This is a genomic window from Alicyclobacillus macrosporangiidus CPP55 (assembly GCF_000702485.1).
Taxonomy (GTDB): Bacteria; Bacillota; Bacilli; order Alicyclobacillales; family Alicyclobacillaceae; genus Alicyclobacillus_H; species Alicyclobacillus_H macrosporangiidus_B.
In genome coordinates this window covers 2,522,925-2,540,974 of sequence record NZ_JNIL01000001.1, presented here as the reverse complement: position 1 = coordinate 2,540,974, position 18,050 = coordinate 2,522,925, and the positions used below count along the sequence as shown (strand labels likewise).

General features: G+C 66.2%; 15 protein-coding genes, 1 pseudogene and 2 riboswitches. Of the genes and pseudogenes, 2 read left to right on the top strand and 14 right to left on the bottom strand.

Annotated elements, in window-relative coordinates:
* Window positions 1–307: 307 nt before the first annotated feature.
* The 3 genes and pseudogenes from N687_RS24810 to N687_RS0112745 form a co-directional block, all read right to left on the bottom strand.
* A pseudogene (locus N687_RS24810) lies at window positions 308–1,108 on the bottom strand (homocysteine S-methyltransferase family protein); the annotation flags it as partial.
* Between the two features lie 100 nt (window positions 1,109–1,208).
* The gene (gene metH / locus N687_RS0112750) at window positions 1,209–4,643 is read right to left on the bottom strand and encodes a methionine synthase (RefSeq protein WP_029422209.1); all 3,435 of its coding nucleotides are present in this window, start codon (window positions 4,641–4,643) and stop codon (window positions 1,209–1,211) included.
* Window positions 4,644–4,735: 92 nt separating this feature from the next.
* Window positions 4,736–4,863: riboswitch (SAM riboswitch) on the bottom strand.
* A gap of 83 nt (window positions 4,864–4,946) precedes the next feature.
* A complete protein-coding gene (locus N687_RS0112745) occupies window positions 4,947–6,317 on the bottom strand; it encodes an MFS transporter (RefSeq protein ID WP_029422208.1) in 1,371 nt (456 codons plus the stop codon).
* Window positions 6,318–6,421: 104 nt separating this feature from the next.
* Between N687_RS0112745 and N687_RS0112740 the strand changes: the two genes are divergently transcribed.
* Entirely contained in the window at window positions 6,422–7,369 is a 948-nt protein-coding gene (locus N687_RS0112740; RefSeq protein WP_081841365.1) for a patatin-like phospholipase family protein, read from the top strand.
* 43 nt (window positions 7,370–7,412) lie between these two features.
* Entirely contained in the window at window positions 7,413–7,574 is a 162-nt protein-coding gene (locus tag N687_RS23955) for a hypothetical protein (protein ID WP_156040139.1), read from the top strand.
* A 21-nt stretch (window positions 7,575–7,595) separates the two neighbouring features.
* Here the strand turns inward: N687_RS23955 and aspD are convergent, their stop codons facing one another.
* The 11 genes from aspD to N687_RS0112680 all read right to left on the bottom strand — a co-directional run bounded on the left by aspD (window position 7,596) and on the right by N687_RS0112680 (window position 17,992).
* Window positions 7,596–9,311 carry an aspartate 4-decarboxylase gene (gene aspD / locus N687_RS0112730; RefSeq protein WP_231493470.1) on the bottom strand — a complete coding sequence of 572 codons (1,716 nt, stop codon included), beginning with the start codon at window positions 9,309–9,311 and terminating at the stop codon, window positions 7,596–7,598.
* Window positions 9,308–9,952, bottom strand: a complete 645-nt coding sequence (locus N687_RS0112725; RefSeq protein WP_029422205.1) for a TerC family protein — start codon at window positions 9,950–9,952, stop codon at window positions 9,308–9,310. Before N687_RS0112725 ends, aspD begins: the two co-directional genes overlap by 4 nt.
* A gap of 52 nt (window positions 9,953–10,004) precedes the next feature.
* Window positions 10,005–10,069, bottom strand: a riboswitch (Fluoride riboswitch).
* Between the two features lie 47 nt (window positions 10,070–10,116).
* On the bottom strand, window positions 10,117–10,344 hold the full coding sequence (locus tag N687_RS0112720; RefSeq protein WP_035462255.1) for a hypothetical protein: 228 nt from the start codon (window positions 10,342–10,344) through the stop codon (window positions 10,117–10,119).
* Window positions 10,344–10,511, bottom strand: coding sequence for a hypothetical protein (locus tag N687_RS23950; RefSeq protein WP_156040138.1), 168 nt, complete (start codon window positions 10,509–10,511; stop codon window positions 10,344–10,346). The genes N687_RS0112720 and N687_RS23950 overlap by 1 nt, the downstream gene beginning before the upstream one ends.
* Window positions 10,512–10,705: 194 nt before the next feature.
* On the bottom strand, window positions 10,706–11,185 hold the full coding sequence (locus tag N687_RS0112710) for a 23S rRNA (pseudouridine(1915)-N(3))-methyltransferase RlmH (RefSeq protein ID WP_029422203.1): 480 nt from the start codon (window positions 11,183–11,185) through the stop codon (window positions 10,706–10,708).
* A 9-nt stretch (window positions 11,186–11,194) separates the two neighbouring features.
* A complete protein-coding gene (locus N687_RS0112705; protein WP_051663598.1) occupies window positions 11,195–12,427 on the bottom strand; it encodes a S1C family serine protease in 1,233 nt (410 codons plus the stop codon).
* A gap of 150 nt (window positions 12,428–12,577) precedes the next feature.
* On the bottom strand, window positions 12,578–13,375 hold the full coding sequence (locus N687_RS0112700) for an MBL fold metallo-hydrolase (RefSeq protein WP_029422201.1): 798 nt from the start codon (window positions 13,373–13,375) through the stop codon (window positions 12,578–12,580).
* Between the two features lie 28 nt (window positions 13,376–13,403).
* The gene (yycI, locus tag N687_RS24805) at window positions 13,404–14,279 is read right to left on the bottom strand and encodes a two-component system regulatory protein YycI (RefSeq protein WP_029422200.1); all 876 of its coding nucleotides are present in this window, start codon (window positions 14,277–14,279) and stop codon (window positions 13,404–13,406) included.
* Entirely contained in the window at window positions 14,276–15,559 is a 1,284-nt protein-coding gene (gene yycH, locus N687_RS0112690) for a two-component system activity regulator YycH (RefSeq protein WP_035462252.1), read from the bottom strand. Before yycH ends, yycI begins: the two co-directional genes overlap by 4 nt.
* The gene (locus N687_RS0112685; RefSeq protein WP_231493469.1) at window positions 15,556–17,313 is read right to left on the bottom strand and encodes an ATP-binding protein; all 1,758 of its coding nucleotides are present in this window, start codon (window positions 17,311–17,313) and stop codon (window positions 15,556–15,558) included. The genes yycH and N687_RS0112685 overlap by 4 nt, the downstream gene beginning before the upstream one ends.
* Complete coding sequence (locus N687_RS0112680) at window positions 17,300–17,992, bottom strand: response regulator (protein ID WP_029422197.1); 693 nt, start codon at window positions 17,990–17,992, stop codon at window positions 17,300–17,302. The genes N687_RS0112685 and N687_RS0112680 overlap by 14 nt, the downstream gene beginning before the upstream one ends.
* Window positions 17,993–18,050: the final 58 nt, after the last annotated feature.

Sequence of the window (18,050 nt, the reverse complement as noted above, 5' to 3'; positions counted from 1 at the left end):
CCCGCCGGTGCCCAAGGTCCGGCGTGGACGCCGTGCCCCTCGGCCTCGCCGCGCCCGGCGGCAGGGTCCCCGCGCCCGCCGGCGATTGTCCCCGCCCCTCGTCCTCGGCACCTGCCCCGGACAGCTGCACCCGGACCTGCACCCGCTCGGGTGCCTTCGATCCCTCCGGTGCTCCGTCCGGTCCCGCCGCCTCCGGCGGGAATCCATCACGGTCACCGGCTGCAGCCCCTGTCCATCCGGCCGCCTGGAGCCGTTCCTTTAGCTTTCGGATGTGCGCCGGGGTCGTGCCGCAGCATCCCGCGATCACGCGCACGCCCCAGTGCACGAGTTGTTCCCCCACGGCCGCGAAGTAGTCCGGATCGCCCGTGTAGGCGATGTCCCCATCCACCAGGTGGAGCATGCCGGCGTTCGGCGCCGCCGAATACACCACCCCCGGTTGCCTCGCCACCCCTTCGTAAGTGCGCAAGACGCCGTTCGGACCCAGGCGGCAGTTCAATCCCACACCGTCCGCTCCCGCATGAAGCAGCGCGGTGAAGGCTTCACGCACCGGGACTCCGTCTCGGGTCACGCCGACAGCATCGGGGGAGAGGTGGGCCAGCACGGGCCGATCGGTGAGCCGGCGGACCGCATCCAGCGCCAGCAGGAGCTCGTCCAAGGCCGGGAACGTCTCCAATAGCAGGCCGTCTACGCCTGCCGCCAAGAGGGCCTCCGCCTGCTCCTCGAACAGCCCGCGCAGCCACGCCCGATGGCGCGCCTCCATGCCGCCGGGGGCGACGAGATCGAGCGCCGAACCAATGGTGCCCAAGACCGCCGCAGGCCCGGTGCGCCCCGCGCGATCGATCCCGTCCGCACCACCCCCGGCGTCCACGCAGGCCCTCGCCTCTGCGGCCCGCTCCACCGCCTGCCGCGCCACGCGGACCGCCGCACGGTTGATCTCACGCACCTGGTCCTCCATCCCGTACCGGGCGAGCGCGGCCCTGTGCCCGCCGAAGGTGTTGGTCTGGATCCAGTCCGAACCAGCGACCAGGTACGCGCGGTGCACCCGCTCCACCAGCTCCGGGCGGGAGACGCACAGCGCCTCGCAGCAGGCGCGGATCGGCACCCCCATCTGATGCAGTTGAGTGGCCATCGCCCCGTCGCCGACCAAGACGCCCGCCCGGGCCCGTTCCCACCATGACCGCCCCGTTTGTGTCATCCGTGCCCCCTCCTCACTCGACATTGAAATAGCGCGCCTCCGGGTGGGCGAACACCATGGCCGATACGCTCGCCTCCGGGTCCATCATGTACCCGTCGGTCAACCGTACCCCGATGTCCTCCGGCTCCAGCAGCCGGAAGAGCGGCGCCTGGTTCTCGAGGTCCGGGCAAGCGGGATACCCGAACGACACCCGGATGCCTTGGTAGCGGGCGATGAACCGCTCGCGCATCGTCATCTCCGGCGGATCGGGGAAGCCCCACTGATCGCGCAGGATCTGATGCAGGCGTTCCGCGAACGCCTCCGCCATCTCCAGAGCCAGTGCTTGCAGGGCGTGGCTGCGCAGGTAGTCCCCGTCCCGCTTCCACTGCTCCGCCAGTTCGCGCACCCCCCGGCCGGCTGTGACGGTGAAAAACGCCACATAGTCGAGGACGCCGCTCTCCTTCGGCCGGACGAAATCCGCCAGGCACAGATAGGGCGGCTTCTGTTGCCGCGGGAACGGGAAGCGTTCGAGGACGCGGGCGGGATCGTCCGGATCGCAGATGAGAATGGCATCCCCGTCCGCCTGCGCCGGGAAGAACCGGTACACGGCGTGGGCTGTCAGCCACCCTTCGCGATCGCACTGGTCCAACAATTCCTCCACCATCGCGAGCAGCGACAGAGCCTTCTCGTCCCCCTCGGCGATCCGCTTCTCCACGTTTCCGGGAAGCCCCAGGTGCTTCCCGAGGAGCATCTGCAGGTTCAGGTACGGCCGGATGTGGGACAGCGGGTAGTGGCGCAGCACGTGCCTGCGGCAGTCGGGCGGCACGAACACGGGCGCGTCCCGGCGCACGTCGGACACCCGATGCCCCTGCCCCGCATCGGCGTCCGCCGCGGGTGCTGTGCCCGCCTGCATCTGCGCCTGCACCTGTGCCACCTCCTCCCGCAACCGGTCCCGCTCCGCGCCGCCCGCGGCCAGCCGGTTGGCGTACTCCAGCCCCTCCATCGCGTCCTTGGCGTAGATCACCGTCCCCTCGTACGCCGGCTGGATCTTCGTGTACGTGAACTTGCGCGTGAGCGCCGCCCCGCCCACCAGAAGCGGCACGTCGACACCCGCGTGACGCAGGTCTCCGGCCGTCAACACCATCTGCTGGGCGGATTTGACGAGCAGGCCGGAGAGGCCGATGATGTCCGGCTTCACCTCCCGGTACGCCTGAATCAACTGTTCCGGCGGCACCTTGATGCCCAGGTTGACGACGCGGAACCCGTTGTTCGACAGGATGATCTCGACCAGGTTCTTGCCGATGTCGTGCACGTCCCCTTTGACGGTGGCCAGCAGCACCGTGCCCTTGGTCGCCGTCTCCTGCTTCTCCATGTGCGGCTCCAGGTAGGCGACGGCCGCTTTCATGACCTCCGCGCTCTGCAGAACTTCGGCGACAATCAATTCGTTGTTGTTGAACAGGCGCCCGACCTCGTTCATCCCGTCCATCAGGGGCCCGTTGATGATGTCGAGCGGCGCGTACTTCTGCAGAGCCTCGTCCAGGTCGGCGTACAGTCCCTCCTTGGTGCCGTCCACGATATGCCGGGCCAACCGTTCCTCCACGGGCAGCGACGCGGCGGGCGGCTTCTCCGCCGTCTTCTTGGACCGGTAGAACGCCGTGAACTCGGCCACCACCTTATCGCTCGTCTCAAACAAGAGCCGCTCGCACAGCGCCCGCTCCTCGGGCGGGATGGAGGCGTAGCGCTGCAGCCGCTCGGTGTTGACAATCGCGTAGCCGAGCCCCGCCTTGGTGCACTCGTAGAGAAAGACCGAATTCAACACTTCGCGCCCGGCCGGAGGCAGGCCGAAGGAGACGTTGCTGATGCCGAGGAGGGTCGGGCATTCCGGCAGGTGTTGGCGGATGAGCCGGATGCCCTCGATGGTCTCCTTCGCCGATCCGATGTACTTCTCATCCCCCGTGCCGACCGGGAAGGTCAACGGATCGATCACGATGTCCCGCGCGGCCAACCCGTACCGGTTCACGAGCAGGTCGACGCTGCGCAGGGCGACCTCCAGCTTGCGCTCGCGGGTCACGGCCATGCCCCGCTCGTCGATGGTCCCGACCACCAGCGCCGCCCCGTAGCGGCGTGCCAGCTCGGCGAAGCGGGCGAGGCGCGGCTCGCCGTCCTCCAGGTTGGTGGAATTGATGATGGCCTTGCCCTGCGAAAACTTCAACGCGGCCTCCACGACCGCGGCGTCGGTGGAGTCAATCATCAGCGGCACCTTGACCTTTTTCACCACGTGCGGCAGGAACCGGACCATATCCGCCAACTCGTCCCGGTCGGGGTCGGCCAGGCAGATGTCCACCACCTGCGCCCCGGATTTCACTTGCGCCCGCGCGATCTCCGACGCCGCCTCGTACTCGCCCGCCGCAATCAACTGGCGGAACTTGCGCGATCCGATGACGTTGGTGCGCTCGCCGACGAAGATGGGCCGGTTGTCCTCCTCGAGGAACACGGCCTCGAGGCCGGAGACGGCGTGTCCGTGCGGCGGCGCAAGACGGCGCGGCGCCCGGCCGTCGACCACCTGGCGCACGGCGCGGATGTGCTCGGGCGTGGTGCCGCAGCAGCCGCCGACGATGTTGAGCCATCCCTGGTCGATGAAATCGGCCAGCTTCGCGGCGAAGCTCGCCGGGGTCTCGTGGTAGTGACCCTCCTCGTCGGGCAGGCCGGCGTTCGGGTAGCAGCTGACCCCGCAGGATGCGAGCAAGGCGAGGGCACGAACGTGATCGCGCATGAACTCGGGACCCGTCGCGCAGTTGAGCCCCACCGCCAGCGGCTGGAGGTGCTCGACGGCCAGGTACAACGCCTCGATGGTCTGCCCCGCCAGGGTGGTGCCCATCGGCTCGATGGTGCCGGAGATGAGGATGGGCACCTCCCGCCCGGTGTCGGCGAACGCCTGCCGGATGCCGAGGCTGGCCGCCTTGACGTTGAGCAGATCCTGCGCCGTCTCGACCAGGAGCACGTCGACACCGCCTTCCAGGAGGCCTCGCGCCTGCTCGGCGTACGACGCGACCAGCTCGTCGAACGTCGCCCCGCCGGTGACGCTGAGGCTCTTGGTCGTCGGCCCCATGGAACCCGCCACAAACCTCGGCCACGCCTCCGTGCTGAACGCGTCGGCGGCCTGGCGGGCCAGCGCCGCGGCTGCCCGGTTGATCTCCCGGGCCCGGTCCGCCAACCCGTACTCCGCGAGCACCAGCGGCGTGCCGCCGAACGAGTTGGTCTCGATGATGTCCGCCCCGGCCTCCAGGTAGGCGCGGTGGATGGAGAGGATGACATCCGGCCGCGTCAGACACAGGTACTCGTTGCACCCGTCGTACGCCCTGCCGCCGAAGTCGCGTTCTGTCAGGTTCTGCTGTTGAATCATCGTCCCCATGGCCCCGTCGAGCACCAGGATGCGTTCCTGCAGGGCACGCTGAATGCTTCGTGTCATGGCGCCTCCCCCCATCCAAGGAACAGAAACGAAAAGCCCTTCTCACCAGAGAGAAGGGCACATGGCATCCGCCGGTTTGCGATGCTACATGCTTCTCATCTTCGGATCCGCTTCCGCGTTCCTCTGAAATTGGCACCGGGCAGCCCGCCCGCCGCACGGGCGATGGCCGCTGGTTGCCGAAGCGTCACAGGGTCAGTCCCTCAGCTTCTCTCGATAAGAATCACGTGAGCCGCTATGAAATTTACGACTAGTGTAGACAGAGGTGCCCCGGTTGTCAATGGCCGCGGCCTGCCAGAGGGGTCCCTATGCCCGCGCCCGTCCGCGCGGGAGACGCCAGCTCATCCAGAACACCCACACCGCCAGCGCCGCCAACAGGAGGCCGAGCACGCGCAACCGTCCAGTGGTCGGCGAGGCCCCGAACACGAGGCCGAGCAGAATGGACGAGAGGATGGTACCGAGGTACCTGGCGGTCATGAACAGCCCCGAGGCTGTGCCGATGACCTCCTTCGGCGCGCTGGCGAACAGGGCCGCCTGCAGGCCGACGTTGTTGAAGCCGCCCGCCAGCCCGAGCACCGAGAACACCACCACCAGCCAGCCCACCGGAGACGCCTCGTGCACCGTGGTCAACAGGATCGATCCGGTCGCCATGATGGCCCCGGCGAGCATCAGCGGTGCGCGGGAGCCCGCGCGATCGATCCAGCGGCCCGCCAAGGGCGACACGACGACGCCGAAGCCCGCGATGCAGAGCATCAGCAGGCCGGTGGTGCGCGCGTCGAAATGGCGGACTTCCTCCAGATAGGTCGGGACGCCGAAGAAGATGCTGTAGAAGATGATGTTCACCACGACGAACTGGATGTGCACCCAGGTCAACATGCGGCTGCGGGCGAACAGGCGCAGGTCGATGAATGGCCGGTCGACCTTCAGCTCCCATACCACGAAAAGCGCCAGGGCGGCGATCCCGGCCACACCCGGGACCCAGCGCACGCCCGTGCGGATGGACAACAGCCCCATCAACAGGCCGACGATCCCGATGGCGAAGAGCGCGACGCCGAGGGGATCGACGGCCCGGATCACCTCGCCGGCTTTCGCACGGGCGGGTGCCCGGTTCACCGCGGCCCCGGCCGCACCCGGCAACACCCACAGCGCCAGGAAGAAACTCGTGAGGATGAAGGGAAAGTTCACGAAGAAGATGGCGGGCCAGTCGCGCCAGTGCAGCAGAAGGCCGCCGACGGTCGGGCCGAACGCGGCCGATCCGGAGGAGAACACGGCCAGAAACGCCAGCGCCCGGGCCTGCCCCTCGCTGACCGTGCGGCGGATGATCGCCATCCCCGCCGGGTAGATGGCGCTGGTGCCGAGGGATTGCACGATGCGAAACGCGATCAGCCAGTCGAACGACGGGGACACCGGCGCCAACAGACAGGACACCGCCACGACCACCAAGCCCGTCAGGAAGCTCCGTTTGGGGCCGAAGAGATCGGCCAGCTTCCCCATGACGGGCTGTCCAATGGCACTGGCGAGATAATACGTGGAGATGATCCACGACACTTGCTCGAAGCTGAGCCCATAGACGTCCTGGAAACGCGCGATGGCCACCGAGATCATTGAGGAGTTCAGAGGATTCAGCAGCATGCCGAGGGCCAGGGTGACCAGCAAGAGGTACCGGCGCTGTGCCAATGAGGTCCCTCCCCTCCGCAGTTTGACGCCCCTATGATACCCCTCGGGGACCGGCACCACAAACCGTGCCTCCGGCATAGGCTGCCATCCGGAGGCTTCAGCACATGAATGGAAAGTGGACGAAAGCAGCGCACGAAATTCCGAGGCCGGCCGCAAGGCGGCCCCGCGTAGGCGTCGCCCTATGCGGAGGAGAGCTGTTGGCCACCGTGCACGTCGGCGTCCTGCAGGCGCTGCACGACATGGGCGTCCGTCCCGACCTGGTGGCGGGCACCAGCGCAGGCGCCTTGGTGACGGCCTTGTACGCGCACGGATACAGCCCCGAGGCCTGCCTGCGCCTGGCGGCCCGCTTCCCCGGGGTCCGTCTCTTCGATTACGCCTTCCCCGTCACGCGCAGCGCGTACCACGCCGTGGTTCGACGCGTGCGGCCCGATCCCGACTGGATTGCGCCCGGTCTCTTCCAAGGGCGGCGGCTGCGGTTGTGGTTGGCAGGCTTGCTCCGGGATCGCACCCCCCGAATTCCCTTCGCCGTGGTGGCGGCCGATCTGGTCAGCGGGAAGCCCGTCGTCTTCAGCACCCACCCCGCGCTGTGCCAGAGGGGCGTCGCCGTCCAGCCGCCCGACCTGAGCCTCGCTCTGCTCGCCAGCTGCGCCATCCCGGGCGTCGTCACGCCGGTGCGTATTGCGGACTGGGTGTTGGCCGACGGAGGCCTCCGGGATCTCATCCCGGTCCGCGTCCTCCGCCAGGCGGGCTGCGACCGCATCCTCGCGGTGAATCTGCACCGCCTCCAACCCGGTTGGCGGCCGGATTCCTTGTTCCGCGTCCTGCGCCGGTCCGTGGACGTGATGCTTCAGGAATCGGTGGAGGCCGATCTGGCGGGCGACGATGTCCTGCCACTGCAGCCCGCCTTTGGCCCGGCATCGTGGTGGTCGAAACGAGGCCTGTTGGCCAACGCCGCCATGGCGCGGGCCGATGTGTGGGCGCAGCGGGATCGCATTCGGGCGTTTCTGGCGGCGTCCGCCAAGGGAGCCCCGAGGGGCTCCGCCAGGGAATAACTTTCCAGACAGCGGGTCATAACAGGAGGTGGAGGTGGCCCGTGTGAACGATGCACAGCGTCCGGCGAACCGCGGATTCAAACCTGCGTCGCTGCGCCCCGACCTGGTGGAGCGCATCCGCGAGTGGGAACGTCAACTGAGTGCGGAGACGGCCGAGGAGATCGTGCTCGTGGCGTACGACCACGAGGATCGGCACCGCAACTAGGAAATTGGCTCGGGCGCCCCGTCATGGGGCGCCGCGCCACTCGGCGACGAACTCCTCCAGCACCTCGTGCAGCACCCGGCCGATGGTGCGGTACGCGTCGTCGTCCAGGTTGGCCAAGGAGACGCGCACGGACCAGCGCGGCCCGTGAAATCCCCCGCCCGGCAAAAGCACGATGGCCGATCGCTCGGCGAGCCGGTAGAGCACCTCCAGGGGCGAGTGACGCGACGTCAGGTACTCCGTGAACGCCCGCCCGTAGTGGAGGTTTGACCACTCCTCCAGGTCGAACTCGGTGTAGTAGTCCGCGTCCAGCGGAAGCCGCGGCTCCGGCATCCCCAGCCCCTCGTACAAGAGGCGCATGCGCCGCCTGCAGATGGCCTGGGTCTGACGCTTGTACGTGTCGTCCGCGTCCAGGAGCGCGAAAACGGCCATCAGCGCCATCTGCACCTGCTGAGGCGTCGACAGCCCCGCCGTGTGGTTCAGGGCCACCTGGCGGCTGTCCGCCACCAGGCGATCGACGAAGCGAAGCTCTTCGACGCGCGGCGTCACGAAGGCGTACCGCGCCGCCAGTTCGCGCCGGACCTCCTCCGGATGCGCGCGGAGAAGGCGGTCGAACACGTTGTCCCGGTGCACGGCGATCACCCCGAGGCGCCAGCCGGTGACCCCGAAGTACTTCGACAGCGAGTACACGGCCGCGGTGTTATGCGGCAGCTCGGCGAGCAGCGAGCGGAACCCATCGACGAATGTGGCGTACACGTCGTCGGTGATGATCATCAGGTTCGGGTGATGCTCACGCACCAGTTCCACGACCCGGCGAACCGTCTCCGGCGCCATGGCCACCGACGGCGGATTGCTCGGGTTGACGAGGAAGAACGCCTTCACCGATGGATCGGCCAGTTTCTCCACCTCTTCCGGCGGATACTGCCAGGTGTGGCGGCCCGCCTCGTCCCTGCCGGTGGCGCGGACCTCCACCACGTCAAAGTCGTAGCGATGGAGCTGGGGAATCTCGACGTACGGCGGGAAGATCGGCACGCCGACGGCCACTCGGTCTCCCCGCCTGAGCAGCCGGTTGGCCAGCAGGGTGTCGAACAGGTAGCACATGGCGGCCGTCCCGCCCTCGGTCGCGAAGAGATCGAACGGCCCGCAGCTTTCGTCTCCCTGGCAAAGCTCCCGGATGAGGTACTGGTGCATCACCCGTTCCACCCGGGTCAACATGCGGTCCGGGGTCGGGTAGTTGTCCCCGACGATCCCGTCGACGAGCTCATACAGCCACTCCTCCGCCGAGAATCCGCAGCGGTCCACACCCCACTGGACGATGCGCTGCAGCAGCGCCACCCCGGGTGTGTCCCGGTGCGCGGCGGCGAACGCCTCAAAGCGCGCACCCATTCCGTCGCGGCGGGGTTTGCCCGCCAGATCCCCCTCGTCGCAAACGCGCCGGCACTCTGTCATGGCGAACTGGCCCAGCGCGAAAAACGCCTCCCGCGGCGCGGCGGCCACCCAATTCGGGTTGCCGCGCCCGGCGTCCAGCATCACCCGCGCGCTCTTGCGCTGGTGTTCCTGCGCCAGTTGAATCAGTTGGTTCTTCAGTTCGAACGGGCTGATCTCCGGCTCCATCCGAACCTGACCGGGCTCGGCCAGTGCCTTCGGCGTCCGGATGCGATCCATCCCCACCGCCTCCTTCGATTCCTCGTCATCCTCCATGATGGGCGGCGGCAGGGATTGTATGCGCCAAACCTTCATCCCGTCGCACGCCCCGCCGCCCACCACCGCCACAGAAACCCGATGGCGAGAATGACTGCCGCGGCACCCGCCCGCTCAACCAGCAGCGCCAGGTCTTGCGCCATCTGGTGCCAGCGGAGATCCGGCAGGATCAAGCCCGCGGCGGCCCAGGCCATCATGCCCGCGCCAAGGATGAGGATCCATCGGTGCCGCTCACATTGGGCCGACAGAAACAGGGCGATCACGATGAACAACGGGATCGTCGCGGTGGAGAAGAAGACCAGCCACAGGTATCGGCTTTTCAGCTCAGTGCCCAACCAGATCATGTTGTCCAGATTGCCGACCACCGTGTAGAGGAGGACGCGCCAGATCTGACCCCACAGGGAACATCCGCGGGCAGAAGACGGCATCATCGTCAGCGTCCGCGCGCACATCCAGGTCAGCATCAGGGTCGCGCCGATGCGAAACGTGAGCTGTTGAAGCAGGTGGCCCACTCCGATGGCCAGCAGGATCTGCACCAGGCCGAGCGCCATCCCTGCCGCCGTGATGATGACGGATTTCTGTTGCCTCGGCGTCCACGGCACAATCATTCCGGCCAGGAGGGCGTTGTCGATGGCCACCACGAAGCTGACCAGCGCGAGCGAGATCAGTTGGCTGTTCATCGGCCACCTCCACAAAAAGACTCCCCCCGGGCGGATGACCATTGTGGCACGCCGCCGGGCAGGAGCCATCGGTCTGTCGGACAGACGGTTGTGGCGAGCCTCATCGCCGATTCGCGTGGATCTTGTTACACCGTATGCGTGCGGGGGACGAGGTATGACGAGCGTCACGCGCCTCCGTCGGGCGTCCCAGGGGATACGGCGGGCACGGCCGGCTTGTCTGTGGTTTCGGACGCGCGTTTGCCGGGGAAGAAGAACACCTGGGCCACGAAGGTGGGGATGAGAGCGCTGAGGATGACCACCGTAACCAGAGCGGTGTACTGCGCCTCGGTGATGATGCGGTGGTTCAACCCATACAGGGACGAGATGGTCCCAAAGGTCAGCCCTGTGGCCATCATCGCCGTCGTGTAGTTGGCTGAACCGTCACGTGCATGACATTTCCTGCCAGTACACCGACGACGATCTCCACCAGCGCGACCGACACCCCGGTCCGGGCCGACACCATCCCGGCCGCCAGCGCCATCCCCATCCACAGGACGGCAGGCATCCATACGTCATTCACGTCTATCCCTCCGCGCTCGTTCTGGTGCCGAACGCAAAGGCGAAAGAGGACAAAAAGACGCCAAACACCCCTGGCCCTTGCGCTCGGCAAAGACAGGAGTCATTGGCGGGAACCGCGTTTCGAGTGGCACCGGCCACTCCAGTGGACTCCACCACTGTCACCGGAGGCACCGTGGCGCCCCCGGACGCCCTGCATCATTTGTGATACGGGGCGCCTGAGGCAATCCGAATGCCGCGGTAGATCTGCTCCAATGCCATGATACGCGCCAGTTGATGTGGAAATGTCGCGGGGCCGAAACTCCATCTCAGGTGAGCGCGGCCCAACAGGCGCGGATGTAGCCCGTAGGAACCGCCGACGATGAACACGAGCCGTCCAAAACCGGATTGCATCAAGCGCTGGTACTCGTCACTCCACTGCTCCGACGACAGTACCCGGCCGGCGATGTCCAGCACCACCAAGCCGTCCCGATCCCGGAGATACCGCTCTAACCGCGACGCCTCACGATCGAGCACGGCCAACCGCTGTGCATCGCTGGCCGAATCGGGAGCGGGTTCATCGTCGACCTCGTGGATGTCCAATTGAACCGTGCCAGAGAGGCGCTTGGCGTACTCCGCCTGCGCCTCCCGCCAATACCGCTCTTTCAGCCGGCCGACGGCCAGGAGGACGAGCTGCACGGCCGCCCCTCAGTCCCCGAACGGATTGGGCAACCCGAACGGGGTCTCTGCCTCTGCACCGCGCCCGTCCTCGCCCGCACCTGCCGCGGTGGTGTTCTGGGACTGCATCTCCCCCAGTTGCACGGTCATATCCAGCTGGCGACTGCCGCGGTACACCCGCAGCGTCACCTTGTCCCCCGGCTTCTTCTGAAAGAGGTAGGTCCGCAGATCGGCCATGTTCTTCACGGTCTTGCCGTCGATCCCGACGATCACATCTTGCGGCTGCAGCCCGGCCTGTTTCACGCTCGCGCTGCCGACGCTGCGCACGAACACGCCGTAGTCGACGGGCACGTCAGGCCACCACTGTTGAGGAAGCGAGGACAGCGAATAGCCGCTGATCCCCAAGGCCGGATGGGACGCGTGCCCCGTCTGCATGATTTCCTGGGCGATGGCGCGCACCGCGTTGGCGGGAATCGCGAAGCCCATCCCCTCGAAGTTCGGCGCCACGATCTTGCTGCTGTTGATCCCGATGACGTCCCCGTGGATGTTGACCAGCGGGCCGCCACTGTTGCCTGGATTGATGGCCGCGTCGGTCTGAATCACCGCCTGATAGTCGAGCGTCTGGTGCGTCTGCGGTTCCTCCACAGGCATGATGCGCTGTTTCGCGCTCACGATGCCCGCGGTGACGGTGTCCGCGAAATCCAGCCCCATCGGCGTCCCGATGGCGATGGCCGGTTCCCCCACCTCCACCTCATCGGAGTTCGCGAACTGAGCGGGTTGCACGTCCTTGAACGGCGCCACCGGCACACGCAGCACGGCCAAGTCCGTATACGGGTCGGTGCCGACGACGCTGGCCAACACGTGTTTGCCTTGTTCCAGCACCGCCTCCACCTTCGCCGCCCCTTCGACGACGTGGTTGTTCGTGACGATAAAACCGTACTGAGCGTCCTTGTGAAACAGCACGCCCGTGCCGACACCGGTCGCTTCCAATTTCGACGTCTGTGTGAAAAAGTCAGAGACGCGCGCGTAGTTGACCACACCGACGACCGCCGGCTCCACCTTCTTGACCGCCTGAGTGATGCCATCGGCCACCGACACGCTGACCGAGGTCACGGTTTGTCCGACAGGGCTGGTGGCCGGTTCCCGTGACACCGCAGGAACGGCTGGTTGATCCAGGCCTGTGCGCTCCAACGCAGGCAGGGCGGCGAGCGTCGCACCGGCGCCGGCCAATGCGGAGACCACCACGGTGGCCACCCACCGCATGGCACCTTGGGCACGGGGTTTCCCGGGAGTGTCGGGGTTGTAGAATCCCATTCGCCTCGACCGTCCTTTCTGTGTCAGGTGTAGTGTTGCCAGATCCCGGCACCCGTATGCCGGAGGCAGCGGACCGTCCAGCCAGACTTACGTACACCATCACAGGGCTGTCAACGGGGTCGGATGGGTCCGGCTCGTTCGGTGCAGACGGACCAGTTCGCCATACAAGGGACGGCATTCTTTCAGAATGGTGTGGACCGTGAGCTCCGCCAGATCAGGCAGGTTATTCTCCTCGCTGAGATGGGCCAGATACACGTCGATGGCACTGTCGCCGACGATGTCCGCCAACGCCACGGCCGCGTCTTCGTTGGACAAGTGGCCTTTGTCCCCGAGGATGCGCCGCTTGAGGTGCCATGGATAGCGCCCGGTGCGCAGCATCTCGACGTCGTGGTTGGCCTCCCAGACGTACGTCTGGCATCCCTGGACAACGGATTTGATGGCGTCGCTCACGTAACCGAGGTCGGTCAGCACGGTCAGCGCGGACCCGCCCGCGTCGAACCGGTATGCCACCGGCTCTTCGGCGTCGTGGGAGACGGCGAAAGGCGTCACTCGGATATCCCCGATGGTGAAGGGCTCCCCTGGTCGCACGGTGTGGTGCCGTTCCGCCGGCATGTGATCCGCCACTTCGCGGGCCACGTGGTGCCAGGTACCCTCCGTCGCGTACACGCGCGCTTCCGTCTGTTTGACCACCTGTTGAAAGCCGCGAACGTGATCGACATGCTCGTGAGTCAGCAGCAGCGCGTCGAGGTCGTAGAAGGCATCGGCGCCCGCCGCGCGCATGCGATCCCGGATTTGCCGGGCGCTGATTCCAGCGTCGAGCAGGAGACGCGTGGTCTCACTCTGTATGTATACGGCGTTGCCAGAACTGCCGCTGGCCAGGATGCTGAACTGTAACACGGCGTCCTCCCGTAAACGCGGGCGAAGCCTACGATTCCGTGGCGACCTCGCCCGTAAATGCGTTGATATAGTAGGTTTGACGAGTGGTGACGACCCGCCAGGCCGGGAACCAGTAATTTGGAGCAGGCATCTCCTGTGCGCCCGCCGGCGATTTGGTGACCTTGTGCACATACCCCAGGGTTACACTCAGAATTTTATTATCCGTCCCGTTGCTCGATTTGTCCACCGCGCTGGCCAGACTGTCCAACGCGTCCATCGCGCTGATGGTCGGCTTGGCGTCGCCCACGGGGGCGATGCCTGTCAGCGCTGTCTGCGTGAATCCGGTGGCGCGGCCCGCCGCCACATCGACCTGCACCTCCGCGTCGAACACCGGGAAACCCGCGGCAGTCTGCGCGAACATACGGATTCCGTTCGCGGGGCCGCCCGCTTTCCCGGCCGGGTTGGCCGGCGTGCGCCCGGTGTCCGGCTGGTACTGTCCGGCCTGCCCCACCCCCGGCAGGCCGGACAGGCCTTGGTCTGAAAACGGCACAGGGGTGGCGTAGTTGACCTGCCACTGCCCTTGGCCGAGGGTATGGATCTCCCCTTGGGCGCAGCGCACCATGCCGGCCTGCTCATCGATCTGCAGCGCCTTCGACTCGGGGAACGCCGCCCGCCCCAGATCCGCCAGAGAGACGCTGGCAAATTCCGCGCGGACGAATGCCATGTTCGGATGTTCCGAGGGAACGGTCGTATCCAGGATGAACCCGTGCTCCGACAGGATGGTCTTCGTGTTGGCCAGTCGATCGGAGGCGGAAGCCACGTAGCCCAGCATCTCCCGCCGGCTCTCATACACCTGCCAGCCGAGGAATAGATCGAGCAACAGAAACGCCGCCAACAGCCAGTTTTTCGCCACTTCCCAATTCATTGCGCTCCCATCCCCTGCAGCACCCGTCCATTGACCGCGTCGATCACCCACAGGGATAGTCCGCTCTGGGTGACGAAGAAAGCCGGCACAAGCCGCGCCTCTCCGCTCGCGGCAGAAGAGAGTGCGTAGCCGAGCCGCACTTCCAGGGTATTCACGGGTGTGGTCGGCATCAGATTGCGCAACACCTTCTGCAGCCCGTCAGCCCCCATGGTGGTGACCGTCCCCTCGGGCTTCGGGGTGTCCAGATTCGCCAGCGGCCGCCGGTAGGAGACGACGCGTCCGCCTTGCAATTCCAGTTCACTGGCTGCCCGGGCGGTGAGGACCGGAAATCCGTCCACATAAGGGTGCATCTCGTAGACGTCGGTCTCCCCCATCGCATCGCTGCTGTCGATCACGCAGAACGGCTCGGCACCGCCGTGGCCACGCACATATTGCAGGACCATCGAGATGTCCTGAATGTTTCCGCCCGTCGCCGGAGGCGGATTCGGATCGGTGTACGAGAGGGTGTTGTTCCCTTGGTCCCACCACACGACTCGGCTGCCGTCGGTCCACAGCACCGTGTGCGGACCTTCGTCAATCCGGGTGAGCGCCATTGGATTTACGAAAAACGAGTGCACCAGCGGGATGGTCTGCGCCGCTTGCCAGCGGACGCTGAACGTACGCATGTGCTGCCCGGCGCGCGGGATGTAGCTGCCCGCCGAGTCATTCCATGCCATCCACTCGTGCCCTGCCACCGCCGCCTCCAGGTCTTTCTGGAAGGCCGCGGGATCGACATCCGTGTCCGCTCCGTACACGCTCGAGCCGTTCGCCAGCAACAGCCGGACCGGTTTTCCGGAGGGCGGAGTGTAGAAGGTCACCGTCTGCGCTGCACCGAGCATGCCCAGGCTGCTGAGCCCAGGCATCCAATAGGACAGGATGCGAAACGGCAACGCGGTCCCGAATTCGACGCGCGCCGCCATGCCGCTGGTCTGGGGCGCAGCGGAGAGCGGATGCAGATTCTCCACGCGTGCAGTACGGAGCAGTTCCTGCCAACGCGTGTACGCGGCGCTGCCGGGGACAGCGACGGAGACCCGCTCGGGCTTGGGGATCATGAAGACCCAGCGGATGGGGGAGAGCGCCGTCTCCAGACGGGGATCGTCCGCGTTCGTCAGGGTATCCCCCTCGCTGTACGCGACCTCGCTCGTCTGCTGCCAACGCCCGCTCCACAACAGATAGCTGAGGACCACGCTCAGGACCACCAACACCGCCAGCAACGCGGTTTTGAATCTCGACCTGGTCACAAGCATCCCCCCTCCTCCAACGGGAGGGACACCACCACGGTGGTGCCTTCGCCGACGCGGCTGTCGATTCGAATCCTGCCTCCGTGCCGCTCCGCGATCTCGCGTGCCAGCGCCAAGCCGAGCCCCGTACCTCCCCTGCGCCGCGAGCGAGCCTTGTCCACGCGGTAGAACCGTTCAAAGACGTGCGGCAGGTCCTCCGCCGGAATGCCGATGCCGGTGTCTGCGACGGTGAGCCGCAGACAACCGCCGTCCCGTTCGGCGCGAACGGTCACACTTCCACCGCTGGGGGTGTATTGAAGGGCATTGCTGACCAAATTGTCGAGCAGTCGGTCCAGGAGATCCGCGTCTCCCCACAGGCAGCCGCGCGCGCGGGCCTCCACCTGAAGCCGGACGCCTTGGGACTGGGCCGACAAAGCGAAGCGCCGCTCGGCTCGGTCCAGCCACTGGACGATGTCCACCTGCACCTCCTGGTACGAACGTTCACCCGACTCCAAGCCCGACAATTGCAGCAGGTCCTCGGTCAACCGGACCATGCGGTCTGCCTCATGCTCCACCACGTGCAGAAACTGTTCCCGCGTCTCTGGATCCTGCTCGTTCATCAACAGCGCCTCCACGTACGACTTGATGGTCGTCAAGGGCGTCCTCAGCTCATGAGACACATTCGCCACGAAATCGCGCCGCGCCCGCTGCAGTTTCTCCTCACGGGTGACGTCGCGGATGAGCGCTACGTAACCGTCGATGGCGCCGTGTCGGCGGATGGCGGTCACATGCACGTGGATGAGTGCGTCATCAAACTCCCGAATGTACATCCGCTCGCCCGCCTCATCCGGCAGCGGACTCGGAATGCCGAGCACCTCGGCCACATCGTGCTTCGCCACCCCGGACAGAAGGCGCTGCGCGGCGTCGTTTTCGAATAACGGCTGCAGGTGGGCGTCAAAGGCCACGACACCGTCTCCCATGTACTTGAGGATCGCCTGCAGGCGATCCCGTTCGCGGGCGTTGGCCGCGATGGCATCCTCCAATTTATCCGTCAGGTCGTTGATGGCAGCCGCCAAGTCCCCGATCTCGTCGTCGCTCTTTACGTCCAAGCGCTGGCTGTAATCGCCTGACGCCAACTTGCGCGCCTGGCGGGTGACCGCCACCACGTGGCCGGTCAACGTGCGCGAGAGCGCGATGCCGAGCAATGCGGTGAGGACGAGGACCAGGACACTCGAGGTGTAGTAGATGGTCGTCACTTGGCGAATGGTGTCATAGGTCGATTGGATGGGCACGACGTTTTCGACGATGCCCGCGAACTGCCGCTGCCGAAACACGGGCACCGCGACGGCGAGCAGGTGCTGTTGTGTCAACGGATCGAACCGGATGGCCGTGGTCGTCTTGCGCTCGACCAGGGCCTGGGTGGCCACCGAATCCACTCGTTTCTGCCCAATGAGCGCGCTTCCGGCGGTGGTGTCCTTGACCACGCCCTGGGGATCGAGGACGTACACCGCCCCGTTGAACAGACGCGGCAGCGACCCGAGCAAGGACGGAGTGTCACCTGGCTTGCGATCCTGGGCGTCGAGCTCGGGCGCGACGATGGTGGCGGTGAGCTGAGCCTGGTTCTGAACGGCCTCCGTGTTGGTCCGAATCAAGGACGCGGTCAGGGCGCGCACGAAGTACGCCCCGATGAGCTCCAGCGCGAACAGGATCAGGAGCACAAAGAGGACCACCAGCTTGGTTCGGATGCTGCGCGCAATACCGCTACCGCGTGGCAAAGTACCCCACACCCCGCCTGGTCAACACGTACACCGGGTTGCTCGGATCATCCTCCAGCTTTTCGCGCAGGCGCCGGATCGTGACGTCGACGGTGCGTTCGTCGCCGCCGTACGCACTGCCCCACACCTGACGCAACAGCTGTTCGCGCGTGAAGACCACGCCGGGGTGAGAGGCGAGGAACGAGAGCAATTCGAACTCCCTGTGCGTCAGCGGGATGATGCGCCCCCGCTTGGACACGGTGTACGTGTCGAGATCGATGATCACGTCACGGAGGTGCAGGTGACCTCGCGCCCCGTCGGGCTGGGCCACCTCCTCCAATGCGGTGCGGCGCAGATTGGCCTTGATGCGCGCGAGCAGTTCCCGCGTACTGAATGGTTTGGTGACGTAGTCGTCCGCACCGAGTTCCAGTCCAAGCACCTTGTCGACCTCCGCGTTGCGAGCGGTGAGCATGATGACCGGTGCGGTGCTGAACGACCGAATCTCGCGGCAGACCTCAAACCCATCCTTTTCAGGCAACATCACGTCGAGCAGGATCAGGTGCGGATGGATCCGGCGCGCCAGCCGCACCGCTTCCGCCCCATCCAGGGCGGTGTGCACCTGGTACCCCTCCCGTTCTAGGGAGTATTTAAGAATGTTCGCAATCGGCTCCTCGTCTTCCACCACGAGGATGGTGGCCACGGTGCATCCCTCCCTTGCCGCTCGCCTGGCGGTGGCATGAGCGGGCGTGTGATCGTCC

What these genes read in the sequence shown, in the direction of transcription:
- metH (WP_029422209.1), bottom strand. Translation starts at nt 4,643, where the DNA reads ATGACACGAAGCATTCAGCGTGCCCTGCAGGAACGCATCCTGGTGCTC.
- N687_RS0112740 (WP_081841365.1), top strand. Translation starts at nt 6,422, where the DNA reads ATGAATGGAAAGTGGACGAAAGCAGCGCACGAAATTCCGAGGCCGGCC.
- aspD (WP_231493470.1), bottom strand. Translation starts at nt 9,311, where the DNA reads ATGAAGGTTTGGCGCATACAATCCCTGCCGCCGCCCATCATGGAGGAT.
- N687_RS0112725 (WP_029422205.1), bottom strand. Translation starts at nt 9,952, where the DNA reads ATGAACAGCCAACTGATCTCGCTCGCGCTGGTCAGCTTCGTGGTGGCC.
- N687_RS0112720 (WP_035462255.1), bottom strand. Translation starts at nt 10,344, where the DNA reads ATGGCCACAGGGCTGACCTTTGGGACCATCTCGTCCCTGTATGGGTTG.
- N687_RS0112705 (WP_051663598.1), bottom strand. Translation starts at nt 12,427, where the DNA reads ATGCGGTGGGTGGCCACCGTGGTGGTCTCCGCATTGGCCGGCGCCGGT.
- yycI (WP_029422200.1), bottom strand. Translation starts at nt 14,279, where the DNA reads ATGAATTGGGAAGTGGCGAAAAACTGGCTGTTGGCGGCGTTTCTGTTG.